General features: G+C 70.6%; 13 protein-coding genes and 1 tRNA gene. 10 read left to right on the plus strand and 4 right to left on the minus strand.

The genetic code is table 11. From position 1 onward, the window contains the following. Nucleotides 1-5: 5 nt before the first annotated feature. The 3 genes from ACFYM0_RS24925 to ACFYM0_RS24935 all read left to right on the plus strand — a co-directional run bounded on the left by ACFYM0_RS24925 (nt 6) and on the right by ACFYM0_RS24935 (nt 3,372). Nucleotides 6-1,166: an acyl-CoA dehydrogenase family protein gene (locus ACFYM0_RS24925; protein ID WP_388505043.1), complete on the plus strand. Its 1,161-nt coding sequence runs from the start codon at nt 6-8 to the stop codon at nt 1,164-1,166. Nucleotides 1,167-1,314: 148 nt separating this feature from the next. After that, nucleotides 1,315-2,361, plus strand: a complete 1,047-nt coding sequence (locus ACFYM0_RS24930; protein ID WP_388505044.1) for an ABC transporter substrate-binding protein — start codon at nt 1,315-1,317, stop codon at nt 2,359-2,361. Nucleotides 2,362-2,448: 87 nt separating this feature from the next. Then, on the plus strand, nt 2,449-3,372 hold the full coding sequence (locus ACFYM0_RS24935; protein ID WP_388505047.1) for a siderophore-interacting protein: 924 nt from the start codon (nt 2,449-2,451) through the stop codon (nt 3,370-3,372). 20 nt (nt 3,373-3,392) lie between these two features. Here the strand turns inward: ACFYM0_RS24935 and ACFYM0_RS24940 are convergent, their stop codons facing one another. Then, nucleotides 3,393-4,985, minus strand: a complete 1,593-nt coding sequence (locus tag ACFYM0_RS24940; protein ID WP_388505050.1) for a beta-N-acetylhexosaminidase — start codon at nt 4,983-4,985, stop codon at nt 3,393-3,395. Between the two features lie 52 nt (nt 4,986-5,037). Between ACFYM0_RS24940 and ACFYM0_RS24945 the strand changes: the two genes are divergently transcribed. The 3 genes from ACFYM0_RS24945 to glmS all read left to right on the plus strand — a co-directional run bounded on the left by ACFYM0_RS24945 (nt 5,038) and on the right by glmS (nt 8,271). After that, entirely contained in the window at nt 5,038-5,991 is a 954-nt protein-coding gene (locus ACFYM0_RS24945; RefSeq protein ID WP_388505053.1) for a DUF4429 domain-containing protein, read from the plus strand. A gap of 107 nt (nt 5,992-6,098) precedes the next feature. Continuing rightward, on the plus strand, nt 6,099-6,374 hold the full coding sequence (locus ACFYM0_RS24950; RefSeq protein ID WP_327252869.1) for a hypothetical protein: 276 nt from the start codon (nt 6,099-6,101) through the stop codon (nt 6,372-6,374). 79 nt (nt 6,375-6,453) lie between these two features. Beyond that, entirely contained in the window at nt 6,454-8,271 is a 1,818-nt protein-coding gene (gene glmS, locus ACFYM0_RS24955) for a glutamine--fructose-6-phosphate transaminase (isomerizing) (RefSeq protein WP_266877782.1), read from the plus strand. Between the two features lie 77 nt (nt 8,272-8,348). On the opposite strand, the gene ACFYM0_RS24960 is transcribed toward glmS, so the two are convergent. After that, entirely contained in the window at nt 8,349-8,915 is a 567-nt protein-coding gene (locus ACFYM0_RS24960) for a GPR1/FUN34/YaaH family transporter (RefSeq protein WP_388505055.1), read from the minus strand. Between the two features lie 99 nt (nt 8,916-9,014). Continuing rightward, the gene (locus ACFYM0_RS24965) at nt 9,015-9,545 is read right to left on the minus strand and encodes a universal stress protein (protein WP_214951587.1); all 531 of its coding nucleotides are present in this window, start codon (nt 9,543-9,545) and stop codon (nt 9,015-9,017) included. Nucleotides 9,546-10,020: 475 nt separating this feature from the next. On the opposite strand from ACFYM0_RS24965, the gene ACFYM0_RS24970 reads away from it, so the two are divergent. From ACFYM0_RS24970 to ACFYM0_RS24985, 4 genes are all read left to right on the plus strand, one after another. Continuing rightward, nucleotides 10,021-10,341, plus strand: coding sequence for a hypothetical protein (locus tag ACFYM0_RS24970; protein ID WP_388505057.1), 321 nt, complete (start codon nt 10,021-10,023; stop codon nt 10,339-10,341). Nucleotides 10,342-10,717: 376 nt separating this feature from the next. Beyond that, nucleotides 10,718-11,887, plus strand: a complete 1,170-nt coding sequence (locus ACFYM0_RS24975; protein ID WP_243337100.1) for a helix-turn-helix domain-containing protein — start codon at nt 10,718-10,720, stop codon at nt 11,885-11,887. Between the two features lie 82 nt (nt 11,888-11,969). Beyond that, nucleotides 11,970-12,572 carry an oligoribonuclease gene (orn, locus tag ACFYM0_RS24980; protein ID WP_266877785.1) on the plus strand — a complete coding sequence of 201 codons (603 nt, stop codon included), beginning with the start codon at nt 11,970-11,972 and terminating at the stop codon, nt 12,570-12,572. A 96-nt stretch (nt 12,573-12,668) separates the two neighbouring features. Beyond that, nucleotides 12,669-12,741: transfer RNA gene (locus tag ACFYM0_RS24985), tRNA-His, on the plus strand. 50 nt (nt 12,742-12,791) lie between these two features. Here ACFYM0_RS24985 and ACFYM0_RS24990 read toward each other — a convergent pair. Beyond that, nucleotides 12,792-14,504: an FG-GAP repeat domain-containing protein gene (locus tag ACFYM0_RS24990; RefSeq protein ID WP_388505060.1), complete on the minus strand. Its 1,713-nt coding sequence runs from the start codon at nt 14,502-14,504 to the stop codon at nt 12,792-12,794. Nucleotides 14,505-14,574 lie beyond the last annotated feature (70 nt).

The following is a 14,574-nucleotide window of genomic DNA, read 5'->3' on the forward strand; positions in this document are numbered from 1 at the left end:
AGACCATGGCCCTCGACCACCGGCTCACCCCCGAGCACGAGGAACTCCGCCGCACCGTAGAGGCGTTCGCGCACGATGTGGTGGCGCCCAAGATCGGCGATCTGTACGAGCGGCACGAGTTCCCGTACGAGATCGTCCGCGAGATGGGCCGCATGGGCCTGTTCGGCCTGCCCTTCCCGGAGGAGTACGGCGGCATGGGCGGCGACTACCTCGCCCTCGGCATCGCCCTGGAGGAGCTGGCCCGCGTCGACTCGTCGGTCGCCATCACCCTGGAGGCCGGCGTCTCGCTCGGCGCGATGCCCCTGTACCTCTTCGGCACCGAGGAGCAGAAGCAGCAGTGGCTGCCGAAGATGTGCTCCGGCGAGATCCTCGGCGCCTTCGGCCTGACCGAGCCCGGCGCGGGCTCCGACGCGGGCGGCACGCGCACGACCGCCGTCCGGGACGGCGACGAGTGGGTGATCAACGGCTCCAAGTGCTTCATCACCAACTCCGGTACGGACATCACCGGTCTGGTCACCGTCACCGCCGTGACGGGCCGCAAGGCGGACGGCCGCCCCGAGATCTCCTCGATCATCGTCCCGTCGGGCACCCCCGGCTTCACCGTGGCCGCCCCGTACTCCAAGGTCGGCTGGAACTCCTCGGACACCCGCGAGCTGTCCTTCGACGGCGTACGGGTCCCCCTCGCCAACCTGGTCGGCGCGGAGGGCCGCGGCTACGCCCAGTTCCTGCGGATCCTCGACGAGGGCCGCGTGGCCATCTCGGCGCTCGCGACGGGCCTGGCGCAGGGCTGCGTGGACGAGTCCGTGAAGTACGCCAAGGAGCGGCACGCCTTCGGCAGGGCGATCGGCGACAACCAGGCCATCCAGTTCAAGCTGGCGGACATGGAGATGCGCGCCCACATGGCGCGGATCGGCTGGCGCGACGCGGCCTCCCGTCTCGTGGCCGGGGAGCCGTTCAAGAAGGAGGCGGCCATCGCGAAGCTGTACTCCTCGACGGTGGCGGTCGACAACGCGCGCGACGCCACGCAGATCCACGGCGGCTACGGGTTCATGAACGAGTACCCGGTGGCACGTATGTGGCGCGACTCCAAGATCCTGGAGATCGGCGAGGGCACGAGCGAGGTGCAGCGCATGCTGATCGCCCGTGAGCTGGGGCTGTCCGTCTGACGACAGCCGGTCGGCAGTCGGTCGGCAGTCGGTGATGCGGTACGGGGCCTTCCGCCAGGAGGGCCCTTTATCGTTTCGAGCAAAGGTTAGGCTAACCTTCCTATCGAACATCCGAGCCGCCCGAGTACGTACGAAAGTGGACATTCCCATGCCCAAGTCCCGCTCCTCCTTCCTCACCCGTCGCGGTCTCATCGCGGCCGGCGGCGCCCTCGGCCTCGTGGCCGCGCTCACCGCCTGCGGTGGCAGCGACTCCGCGAAGGACGGTTCGGGCGACAAGGGCACGGGCGCCGCTTCGGGCGCGTGGAGCTTCAAGGACGACCTGGGCAAGGACGTCACCGCCAAGTCCGCGCCGAAGAACATCGTCGCCTTCACCGGCACCGCGGCCGCGCTCTACGACTACGGGGTCAACGTCAAGGGCGTGTTCGGCCCGACGAAGACCGCCGACGGCAAGCCCGACGTGCAGGCCGGCTCGATGGACATCTCCAAGGTCGAGATCCTCGGCAACGTCTGGGGCGAGTTCAACGTCGAGAAGTACGCGGCCCTCCAGCCCGACCTGCTGGTCACCAACACCTGGGACGACACGTACTGGTACGTGCCCGACGAGTCCAAGGACAAGATCCTGAAGGTCGCCCCGGCCGCCGCGGTCCGCGTGGGCGGTGACGGCGTGACCATGGACAAGGCCCTCGCCCGCACCGCGGACCTCGCCAAGTCCCTGGGCGCCGACCTGAACGCCAAGAAGGCCGTCGACGGCAAGGCCCGTTTCGAGGCCGCCTCCGCCAAGGTCCGAGAGGCGGTCAAGGCGAACCCCGGCATCAAGGTGCTCGTCGCCTCGGGCGACGCGGAGCACTTCTACATCTCCACGCCGAAGACCGCGGCCGACCTGAGCTACTTCCAGCAGCTCGGCGTCGAGTTCATCACCCCGGACAAGCTGGACGAGGGCAGCACCTTCTTCGAGAGCCTCAGCTGGGAGAACGCCGGCAAGTACCCGGCCGACCTGATCCTGCTCGACAACCGCAGCAGCGCCCTCCAGCCCGCGCAGCTGACGAAGGAGAAGCCCACCTGGGCCACGCTCCCCGCCGCCAAGGCCGGCCAGGTCACCCCCCGCGTCACCGAGCCGGTCTACTCGTACGACAAGTGCGCGCAGATCCTGGAAGACCTCGCGAAGTCCATCCAGAACGCCAAGAAGGTCAGCTGACCCCCGGCCGTCCGGCCCCGGCACCTCACCCAGGCGCCGGGGCCTTCCGCTTCGCCCGTCATCGCCGCTCCCAGGGGGACCCTCCGCATGACCGCCGACACCACCGGCACCGCCGACGCCACCGCGCCCGCAGCCTCGATCCCGCACTTCCGGTTCTTCGAGCTCGAAGTGCTCCGCACGCGCCGCCTGGGCCGCTCCTTCCTGCGGATCACCTTCGGCGGCGCCTCCCTGGCGGACTTCCGCTCGGGCGGCTACGACCAGAGCCTTTCCCTCTTCCTGCCGCCCGCCGGCCGGGAGCACACGGTGCTGCCGTCCACGGGCGAGGACACCTGGTTCGGCGACTGGCGGGCGATGCCGGACGAGGAGCGCCCGGTGATGCGCTCGTACACGGTCCGCGAGCAGCGCCGGACCGCCGCCGGGGTGGACGAGGTGGACATCGACTTCGTCCTGCACGGGACCTCTTCCCCCGCCTCGTCCTGGGCGGGCCGCGCGGTGACGGGCCGCCGGATCATGGCCATCGGCCCGGCCGTCGCGGACAACAAGTCCGTACGTTTCCAGCCGCCGGCCGCCACCGGCGCGATCCTGATGTACGCCGACGAGACCGCCCTGCCCGCGGCCTCCGCGATTTTGGACCGGCTCCCCGAGGGCACCCCGGTCAGGGCCTGGTTCGAGGTCCCGCACGAGGACGACCGGCTGTACCTGCCGACGTCCGCCGACGCGGACATCACCTGGGTCGTACGGGAACCGGGCGCCGGCCCCGAACGCACCGAGCGGGTTCTGGAGGCCCTCCGGGCAGCCGGACGGCCCGCCGCCGCAGCCCCGTACGCCTGGATCGCGGGCGAGTCCGCGACGATCCGCGCGGTCCGCAGGCACTTCGTCCGGGACTGCGGCGTCGACCGCCGCGCGGTCCGCTTCACCGGCTACTGGCGCCTCGGCGCCACGGAGGACCAGCTCCTCGCGGAGGCCTACGCGGGCCAGGCCCCGGACGAGGACCCGACGGCGGCGCTCTAGGGCCTGTCGTCAAACTCCCGTCAGGACCACGGCACCTCCGGCGTCCGGAAGAAGTTGACCTCCTGGGCGTCGAGGCGCGGGCCCTGGGCGGACAGGCGCAGGCGGTACGAGGTCCAGTCGCGGGTGGCGGCCGGGGACCAGCCCAGTTCCGCGAGGCTCAGGACGCGCGGGAAGGCCATCAGTTCCCAGTCCCCCCGCGTCGCGATGGTCTCCGTCCACAGCGGGGCCTCCACCCCGAGGACCGCGGACTCCGGAAGACCCGTCATATAGGCCCCCGGGTCCCAGTCGTAGGCGCGGCGCACCGGCACGTACCCGGCCCAGGCCAGGCCCGGCTTCGTCGCCTTGTCGTACTTCATGTCCAGGTAGAGCCGGTCCGCCGGGGACAGGATCACCGGGTTGCCGGCCTTGGCCGCCGCGGCCACCGCCGCCTTCTCGGCCGCCGCCGTGCGGTCGTGGCCCCAGTACTGGAGCACCGCCCCCGGGGCCGGCCGGGCCGTGGCGAGCTGGTGCCAGGCCACCACGGTCTTGCCGTGCCCGGCCACCACCGCCTGCGCCCGGTCCATGAAGGCCGCGTAGTCCGCCGCGGGCGTGGAGTGCGCCTCGTCGCCGCCGATGTGCAGGTACTTGCCGGGGGTCAGCTCCGCGAGCTCTCCCAGCACCTGGTCGATGAACGCGTAGGTCCGCTCGTCCCCCACGCACAGCGAGCTGAAGCCGACCTTGATCCCGGTGTAGGGCTCGCGCGCCTTCCCGTCGCAGTTCAGCTCGGCGTAGGCGGCCTGTGCGGCGTTCACGTGGCCGGGCATGTCGATCTCCGGGACGACGTCCACGTACCGCTCCGAGGCGTACGCCACCAGGTCCCGGTACTCGTCCTTGGTCCAGTGCCCGCCGGGCCCGCCGCCGACCTCGCTCGCGCCCCCGTACTCCGCCAGCCGCGGCCAGGAGTCGATCGCGATGCGCCAGCCCTGGTCGTCGGTCAGGTGCAGGTGCAGGGTGTTGACCTTGTACTGCGCGAGCTGGTCGACGTACCTCTTGACCTGCTCCACCGTGAAGAAGTGGCGGGCCACGTCCACCATCGCCCCCCGGTACGCGAAGCGCGGCGCGTCGGTGACCGTACCGCCCGGCACCGTCCCCGGACCGGCCACCGGCAGGAGCTGGCGCAGCGTCTGGCCGGCGTGGAAGAGGCCCGCGGGCGTGCGGGCGGTGAGGGTGACCCCGCCGGGCCCGGACTCCAGCCGGTAGCCCTCCTCCCCCGCCCCCTCCGCCTCACCGTCGATCCGCAGCCGGATCCCGTCGCCCTCCGCGCCGTCGACCACGGGCAGCGGCAGCCCGCTGGGGCCGCGCAACTGCTCGGCGAGGAGTTCGCCGACCTTGCGGACCTCCTCGTCGCCGGTCAGGCCGGTACGGATGACCGTGCCCGGGCCGAAGGCGTACCCCGGGCCTTCGGCGTGCGCGGAGAGGGGAGCGGGCAGGAGCCGTTCATAGGGCGCGAGCGCGACGGGCGGCTCGTCGCCCGGCCGGGCGTCGTCCCCCCTCGCGGCGCTGCTGCAGGAGGCGGCCGCGGGGACGGCGGCGAGGACGAGGAGGGCGGCGAGGACGCGTCGCGGGACTCTCATGGCCATAGGTATAGGCCAACCGGGCCCGTGGGGCCGATGCAAGAATCCAAGGATGGTGGAAATCATCCAGAAGGACGGCACATGGACCTTCGACGGGGACGCCGTGCGCATCGTGCCGGGCCGCGACAAGGGGGTGGGGCTGCTGCGCCGGACGCTGGGCGAGGTGCTCGTCCCGCTGCGCGCGCTGGCCGGGATCTCCTACGAACCGGGGCGCAAGGCGGGCCGGCTGCGCCTGCGGCTGCGTGACGGCGCCGACCCGCTGCTCCAGGTGACGGGCGGCCGGCTGCCCGAGGCCTCCGATCCGTACCGGCTGACCGTGGAGCCGGACCGCGGCGGCGTGGCGGAGTACTTCGTGGACGAGGTGCGGAACGCCCTGCTGCTGGACCGGGTGGATGCCGGGCCCGCAGACTCCTACCTGCTGCCGGGCCCCTCGGTGCCGATCACGGTCGGCGCGGGAGACGGGACGGTGGCCTTCGACGGGGACCGGGTGTCCCTGGACTGGAACTGGACGACGGAGGAGGCGAAACGGTCGGGCGGGGCACGGGACTTCCGGGTCGCGGACCTGCGGTCGGTGGAATGGGCCCCGTCCCGGGGGCTGGAGAACGGCTGGATCCGCTTCGCCCTGGCCGGCGCTCCCGCCCAGAGCCCGCCGCCGAAGTACGACCCGCACTCGGTGGAGCTGTTCGGCTTCAAGAAGGACCCCCTGATGGCGCTGGTCGCGGCCGCCGTGGCGGTCCGCATGCCGCATCCGGCGGCGCTCGCGTCCGTACCGGAGCCCTCGCCGTCGTCTTCACCTTCGCCCTCGCCTTCTCCCTCGCCCTCGCTCCCGGCCGGGTTCACACCGGCGCCCGGGCCGCCCGCCGCCCCGGCCCTGGCGCCGGCCCCGGCTCAGGACCACGACGCGCTGCTGCGCCGGCTGCGCGAGCTGGGAGAACTGCATCAGGCCGGGATCCTCACGGCCGAGGAGTTCACGACGGCGAAAGCGGCGATTTTGGGTCGTTTCTGAGCAGCAAAGACCGGAATCCACCCCTCCCCTGGTCCAGACCAGCGCATTCCTGCCCGATTTCGGGCAGGATTTTTGCGTTCTGCGGCTCGTACCGCCAATATCGACGGATGCCCGACCGCCGCCCGTCGCACGACGACCTCGTCGACCACTTGGTGCGCAGCACCTCGCTCCAGCGGGGCGAAGCCGCCCGAGTGGTGCTCGACGTTCTCGCGTACTTCGACGAGAGCACCGAGGAGTTCGTCCGTCGGCGCCACCGTGAGCTCCAGTCCGGGGGCGCGGTCAACGCGGACATCTTCGAGCGGATCGCGGCCGAACTGCCGCACCGCGCCGTATCACCGCCGGAGCTCTCGCTCCGGCAGCTGCGCCGCATCGTCTACGGCTGAGTCGCCCGCGGCCGGGCACCACCTGCCGGAGATCCGGACAGCGGCAAGAACAACCGAACTTCAGGAGGGGAAAGACCTTATGTGCGGAATCGTGGGTTACATCGGCAAGCGTGACGTGGCACCGCTGCTGCTGGAGGGCCTGCAGCGACTGGAGTACCGCGGCTACGACTCCGCGGGCATCGTCGTCAACAGCCCGAAGGCCGCGGCCCTGAAGGTCGTCAAGGCCAAGGGCCGCGTACGCGAGCTGGAGTCCCGGGTACCCAAGCGCTTCGCCGGCACCACCGGCATCGCCCACACCCGCTGGGCCACCCACGGCGCCCCGAGCGACATCAACTCCCACCCGCACCTGGACGCCGACAACAAGGTCGCCGTCGTCCACAACGGCATCGTCGACAACGCCTCCGAACTGCGCGCCAAGCTGGAGGCCGACGGGGTCGTCTTCCTCTCGGAGACCGACACCGAGGTGCTCGTCCACCTCATCGCCCGTGCCCAGGCCGACACCCTGGAGGAGAAGGTCCGCGAGGCGCTCAAGGTCGTCGAGGGCACCTACGGCATCGCCGTCATGCACGCCGACTTCCCCGACCGCATCGTCGTGGCCCGCAACGGCTCCCCGGTCGTCCTCGGCATCGGCGAGAAGGAGATGTTCGTCGCCTCGGACATCGCCGCGCTCGTCGCCCACACCCGTCAGATCGTCACCCTCGACGACGGCGAGATGGCGACCCTGAAGGCCGACGACTTCCGGACCTACACCACCTCCGGCACGACGACCACCGCCACGCCCGAGACCGTGGAGTGGGAGGCCGCCTCCTACGACATGGGCGGCCACGACACGTACATGCACAAGGAGATCTCCGAGCAGGCCGACGCGGTCGACCGCGTCCTGCGCGGCCGGATCGACGACCGCTTCAACACCGTCCACCTGGGCGGCCTGAACCTGGACCCGCGCGAGGCGCGCGGCATCCGCCGGGTGAAGATCCTGGGCTGCGGCACCTCGTACCACGCCGGCCTGATCGGCGCGGGCCTCATCGAGAGCCTGGCCCGCATCCCCGCCGACGCCGAGCCGGCCTCGGAGTTCCGCTACCGCAACCCGGTCGTGGACCCCGACACCCTCTACATCGCGGTCTCCCAGTCCGGTGAGACGTACGACGTGCTCGCGGCCGTGCAGGAGCTCAAGCGCAAGGGCGCCCGCGTCCTCGGCGTGGTCAACGTGGTCGGCTCCGCGATCGCCCGCGCCGCCGACGGCGGCGTGTACGTGCACGCCGGCCCCGAGGTCTGCGTCGTCTCCACCAAGTGCTTCACCAACACGGTCGTGGCCTTCGCGCTGCTCGCCGTGCACCTGGGCCGCATCCGCGACCTGTCCGTCACCGACGGCAAGCGGATCATCGACGGCCTGCGCAAGCTGCCCGCGCAGATCCAGGAGATCCTGGACGGCGAGGAGGACATCAAGAAGCTGGCCGCGGAGTACGCCGAGGCCAAGTCGATGATGTTCATCGGCCGCGTCCGGGGCTACCCGGTGGCCCTGGAGGCCTCCCTGAAGCTCAAGGAGATCTCCTACATCCACGCCGAGGCCTACCCCGCCTCCGAGCTCAAGCACGGCCCGCTCGCCCTCATCGAGCCCTCGCTGCCGACGGTCGCGATCGTCCCGGACGACGACCTGCTGGAGAAGAACCGCGCGGCGCTCGAGGAGATCAAGGCCCGCAGTGGCCGGATCCTCGCGGTCGCCCACACCAAGCAGGAGAAGGCCGACCACACGATCCTCGTGCCCAAGAACGAGGACGAGCTGGACCCGATCCTGATGGGCATCCCGCTGCAGCTGCTGGCGTACCACACGGCCCTGGCCATGGGCCGGGACATCGACAAGCCGCGCAACCTGGCGAAGTCCGTCACGGTCGAGTAGGTCTCGCGCACGAAGAAGCCCCCGGGGATCCCCCGGGGGCTTCTTCGTGCGGTGCGTGGTGCGTGGTGCCGGGTCCGTCAGCTCGCGGCGACCGCGCCGCGCGAACCCTTCCCGAAGGCCATCGGCCAGCTCGCCAGCGCCGCGGTGGCCCCGTACCAGGCCAGCAGTCCGGAGAGCGCCGCCACCCAGCCGGCCGCCTTGGCCAGCCCGTCGCTCTCGGCGAAGGTGCCTATCGCCAGGAGCAGCAGGGAGAGGGTGAACAGGCCGTACACGCCCTGACCGAACAGTCCGCCCGAGGCCGCGGCGGTGAGGGTCAGTGCCAGCATCGCGAACAGCACGAGGAACATTCCGGCCGCGTCTGCCGAAACCTTTCCGTCGGCCCCGTTGGCCCAGATGAACCAGAAGGTGCCGAGGCCCGCGAAGGCCGTGCCGTTGAAGCCGTTGCCGCCCCGGTACTCGAGGACTCCGAGCACGAACAGGGCGAGTCCGCCGAGGTACATGGCGAGCGACACGGAGTTGGCCGCGGTCACACCGTCGATGATGCCGGTGGTCCCGATACCGAACGCGAGAAGGGTGAGACCCAGGGCGATGTGCCCGAGGGTCGAAGTCGAGGCCGTGCTTCCCGCAGAGACACCATTGTCCACGGCGGGCTCCCTTCGATCTGCAGTTGTTTGCTGCGTCCCAGCAGCCTTTATCTACCCCTTACATGGGGGTGCACAACCGCACAATCGACATACAGTCGGTTACGGGATGACAACGACCGGTCGCTGCGCCCGCTTCGCCAGCCGGCCCGCCACAGATCCGAAGATCCGGCCGACGATGCCGTGCGTGGAGCCGACCACGATGGCGTCCGCCGAGTACTCCCGGCCGACCTCCTCCAACTCGTGGCAGATGTCGCCGCCCCGCTCGACGAGGATCCACGGGACCTCGGAGAGGTAGTCCGCGCAGGCCAGCTCCAGCCCCAGCACCTCGGTGCGGTGGTCCGGCACGTCCACGAAGACCGGCGGCTCGCAGCCCGCCCACACGGTGGTGGGGAGCCGGTTCGCGACGTGGACGATGATCAGGCCGGAGCCTGAGCGACGGGCCATCCCGATCGCGTACGCGAGGGCGCGCTCACTGGACGTGGACCCGTCGAAGCCCACCACGACCCCGTGCCGGAAGGCCGGGTCGCAGGGATGACGTGGTTGTTCCACCGCGCGCAGGTCGGCCGATTCTGGATCGGCGAGGCGTTTGCGCTTGCGGTCCGCGGGTTCGGAGAATTCGTGACCGGCCATGGGTGTCTCGGCGAAGAGGTCCTCAGGGGAAGGGACAAGCGGACGGGGCGCCAGTAGGCGGAAGCGACGATTCAAGCGGGACGATTCCAGAAAACGACAACTCAGTGTGACCGAGCTCTGTCCGGGAAGCATCTTCCCAAGCCCATACCCACCAGGGTACGGCGACACTCCTGTGGTGCACAGGTCATGCCGCCCTTGGAGAGCGTCCCAGGGAGCATGCCGCAGCCACGCCTCCTTGGCAATGTCCGCTGCCCCCTACAGCCAGTGACGAGGTGCACCCCATCGGGTGTGCGCCACCCGTGCGCGCAGTGACCGAGCCGCGTCGCACGCCGTTGGACAGGAGTCCGACCGTCCAGGAAGAGCCCGCAGGGAGCACGCCGTGCCCGGCCATCCGGTTCACCCCGTCCAGCCCGCTCAGTCGCCCGCTCAGCCGACGCAGTCCGTCCACATGCCACCTCCCCCTCTTCACTCGTCCGTGCAGGCCACCCGGCGGCCCCACGAGGACCCCGCGGGTGACGTGGTGCGCTGGGCGGCCTTCAGCTGCCTGCTCGTCCCCGTGGTCCTCGTCGTCTACGGGACCTCCTTCGGCGGGGCCGCCGTCGCCACCCTGGGCCTCGCGGCCGTCACGGCGGCCTGCCGGGTGCTGCTGCGCCGGTCCGAGCGGACGGAGCGGAATGCCGCCCGGGTCCTCGCCGAGGACCGATTGACGCCCCCCCATCGGGGCCGGCACTCGCGCGCCGGGGCCGGAAGCCCGCGGGGATGCCAGGTTTCCCCTGGGATGTCCCCTCAGGACTGACTCAATCGCACATCCACACCCGCATGTTTTCAGCCAACTTCCCGGCAGGTCACCCCCCTTGCCGGAATGTCCCCCCGACCCCCTCACCATCAGCGACTACGGCGCCACAGGGGGTCTTTGACCCTACGAGTACTGGCCATGGCCGGACAGTGCGCTTTCCACGCGGGTAGCGGAGTGGAACGCTTCCTGATCGAATGCTTTTCGCCAAGTTGCCAAGTCGACATAGCGCTGCGTGCTGAACTTGTCACGCCGACACCACGGGACGCAGTAGATTCGATCATGTATTTACGGCGGGGGAGCCACGTGCAAGGCCGAGGGGATACGTGCAGGTGCGACCAGACCAAGGAGTCGCGACACCCAAGGGGGGCTTAGCGCCATGAGCCAGGATTCCACCGCCGTCGTCGTAGACGGCAGGAAGCTCGCGGGGCGTCGCCGCAGGGAGATCGTCGCGGTGCTGCTGTTCAGCGGCGGACCGATCTTCGAGAGCTCCATTCCACTTTCCGTGTTCGGCATTGACCGGCAGGACGCGGGAGTTCCACGCTACCGATTGCTCGTGTGCGCCGGTGAGGACGGTCCACTGCGGACCACCGGCGGACTCGAGCTGACCGCGCCATACGGGTTGGAGGCGATCGCCCGGGCAGGCACGGTCGTCGTTCCCGCGTGGCGTTCCATCACCTCGCCTCCGCCGCCGGAGGCGCTCGACGCGCTGCGTCTGGCGCACGAGGAGGGGGCCCGGATCGTCGGACTGTGCACGGGGGCATTCGTGCTCGCCGCCGCCGGTCTGCTGGACGGCCGGCCCGCGACGACGCACTGGATGTACGCGCCGACGCTGGCCAAGCGCTACCCGTCCGTCCACGTCGATCCGCGCGAGCTGTTCGTCGACGACGGCGACGTGCTGACGTCCGCGGGCACCGCGGCCGGAATCGACCTGTGCCTGCACATCGTGCGCACGGACCACGGCAGCGAGGCGGCGGGAGCACTGGCCCGCAGGCTCGTCGTCCCGCCGCGCCGCACGGGTGGCCAGGAACGCTATCTCGACCGGTCGCTGCCGGAGGAGATCGGCGCCGACCCGCTGGCCGAGGTCGTCGCCTGGGCACTGGAGCACCTCCACGAGCAGTTCGACGTGGAGACGCTGGCCGCGCGCGCCTACATGAGCAGGCGCACGTTCGACCGGCGGTTCCGCTCGCTCACCGGCAGTGCGCCGCTGCAGTGGCTGATCACCCAGCGGGTGCTTCAGGCGCAGCGGCTCCTGGAGACCTCCGACTATTCGGTCGACGAGGTCGCCGGACGCTGTGGGTTCCGCTCGCCGGTCGCGCTGCGCGGGCACTTCCGCCGCCAGCTGGGGTCCTCCCCGGCCGCCTACCGCTCCGCCTACCGGGCACGCCGCCCGCAGGCGGACGTGGTCCAGGTGGCTCAGCTGTCGGATTCGCCGGTCCCGCACCAGCGCACTCCGCAGCCGCAGCGGGCGGCCGCGGCACTGGCCGCGTCCGGTCCCACGGTGACGGAGCTGTACGCCCCGGGCCGGGTGCTGCGCGAGCACGCGTAACGAGGTCCTGTGAAGGTCCCCCGCACCAGTGGTCACCTCGGTGGTCACCGTTGCGGGGGACCTTCCGCATAAGGTGGGGCGCATGAACGATCGCATGGTGTGGATCGACTGCGAGATGACCGGGCTCTCGTTGACGGACGACGCACTTATCGAGGTGGCCGCACTGGTCACCGACTCGGAGCTCAACGTGCTCGGCGAAGGCGTGGACATTGTGATCCGCCCGCCGGACGCCGCCCTGGAAACCATGCCCGACGTGGTGCGCGAGATGCACACGTCGTCCGGCCTGCTCGACGAGCTGGCCGGCGGGACCACCCTCGCGGATGCGGAGGCACAGGTCCTGGCCTACGTACGGGAACACGTGAAGGAACCCCGCAAGGCTCCGCTCTGCGGAAACACGGTCGGCACCGACCGCGGATTCCTGCTGCGCGACATGGCCGCCCTGGAGGGGTACCTGCACTACCGGATCGTGGACGTGTCCTCGATCAAGGAGCTGGCACGCCGCTGGTACCCGCGCGCCTACTTCAACAGCCCGCCGAAGAACGGCAACCACCGGGCGCTCGCGGACATCAAGGAGTCCATCGCCGAGCTGCGCTACTACCGGGAGGCCGTCTTCGTACCGCAGCCCGGTCCGGACTCGGACACGGCGCGCACCATCGCCGCCAAGCACGTCGTCCCCGGCGCCTGACACCCACCGGAGTGGGGTGCGGGAAAAGGGGGGAGCGAGCACCCTCCCGGACCCTGTACCCTTTTCTTCGGCCGGTCGGTTTTCCGACCGGACATGGTGGGTGTAGCTCAGTTGGTAGAGCACCTGGTTGTGGTCCAGGTGGCCGCGGGTTCAAGTCCCGTCACTCACCCTGTGGGAAGGCCCCGATCCGCGAGAGCGGATCGGGGCCTTCCGCGTTTCTCAGAACAGCAGGTTGTACCTGTCGAAGCCGGTACCGGCCTTCACCCGCGAGGCGAACGGCTTCGCCGCGACTCCCGTGCCCCGGTACAGCCACAGGGCGCCGGCCTTGTCCCGCGCCACCAGGTCGGCCTTGCCGTCCGAGGTGAGGTCACCCGGAGCGACGACGGAGTTGTAGATCTGCCAGCCGGTGCCTATCTGCTGCCTGCTCGCCAGCGGCTTCGCGGCCACCCCCGTGCCCGGGTACAGCCACAGCTTGCCGTCCTTGTCCCGGGCCACCAGGTCGGCCTTGCCGTCAGCGGTCAGATCGACGCCGCCGACGAGCTGGTTGTAGATGTTCCAGTTGGTGCCCACCTTCGCCCGGCTCCCGAACGGCGTCGTGTTCAGGCCCGTGCCCGGGTACAGCCACAGGCCGCCCCCGGCGTCCCGCGCCAGCAGGTCCACCTTCTTGTCGCCGGTCGCGTCGGAGACACCGACCAGCGTGTTGTAGGTGTTCCAGCCGCCGCCGACCCGTATCCGGTCCTTGAAGATGGAGCCGTCACCCGAGGTCGGGTGGAACCACAGCACCCCGGCCTTGTCCCGCCCCACCGCACCGCGCCCGGTGCCCTGCACGGTCACCGGCCCCAGCCGGGTCAGCGCGGTGTACTGGTTCCAGTCGAAGTTGCCGCCGACCGGGTCGACCCAGGGGAACGGCTCGGCGGCCTTGCCCGTGCTCCGGTAGTCCCACAGCCAGCCCTCGGCGTCACGGGCCAGGAGCCGGAAGCGCTGGGTCACCGGGGTCGAACTGGCAACCGCGAAGTCCGACGTCTTCTCCGGGTTGCCCGTGCCGAAGGTGTACACCTCATAGACCGCGCTGGTGCGCAGCTTCCATGCCGGTGCGGTCGCCTGCGCCTTCAGCGTGTAGGTGATCGTGTAGTCGCCGGGCTTGTCGACGTCACACCAGACGCCGCCGAAATCCCCGAGCGGGTGCCCGCACTCGGCCCCCGCGGCGCCGCCCGCGTCGATACCGTCGGCGGTGACCTTCAGCTCGCCCTCGTCCCAGCGCCGGAAGCCCGGTGCGGGGGACGCGCTCACGTTCAGGCGGCCCTTGTCGACCGCGTGCAGCTTCACCGTGTGCTTGACCGAACCGCCGGCCGGCAGCGTGGGCGTCGAGAGCACCATCGTGTTCTGTGCGACGTGTGCCTTCGTCTTCACCGTGACGGTCGCGTGCGCCCGACGGTTGCCGATCGGCTGTGACCCCGCGGTCTGCGCCTCCTTGATGCCCGCGTCGACGCTGGCCCCGCGCGGCACGTAGACGAGTCCGTAGTAGACCGTCGTGCCGTCCGCCGTGGTGCTCGCCGCAGACAGCTCGGGCGCGGGGAAGCCCATCCACTTCAGGTCACACAGGTACACCCCGGCCAACCCGGCCTTCGGCGCGCATTCGTCCGTCGGGTCCACTCTCAGCCCGGCCGGCACCCCGCCGCCTGACCAGCCGGCGTCCGTGAGCGGCTTCTTGCTCACCACGTAGACGTACGTGCCGTCCGGTTCCCCGCTGTTCTGTCCGCCCGAGCCCTGCGGTGCGATCCCGACCCGGCCCTCGCCCGGCATCAGCACCTTGTCCTCGACCGGGTCGAACCAGAACGTCGGATCCCCGGCCGCCACGGCCGCTCCCGCACCCACCACACCTGCGGTGAAGAGCAGTGCCACCGCGCTGCCGATGCTCAAAAACCTTCGCATGTCCCCCCCTGCAATCGATCAATCGGCGGACGCTAACACGCAGCTCTGCCAGCGGAAACAGCCGGGGCCA

Source organism: Streptomyces sp. NPDC006487 (assembly GCF_042870555.1).
Taxonomy (GTDB): Bacteria; Actinomycetota; Actinomycetes; order Streptomycetales; family Streptomycetaceae; genus Streptomyces.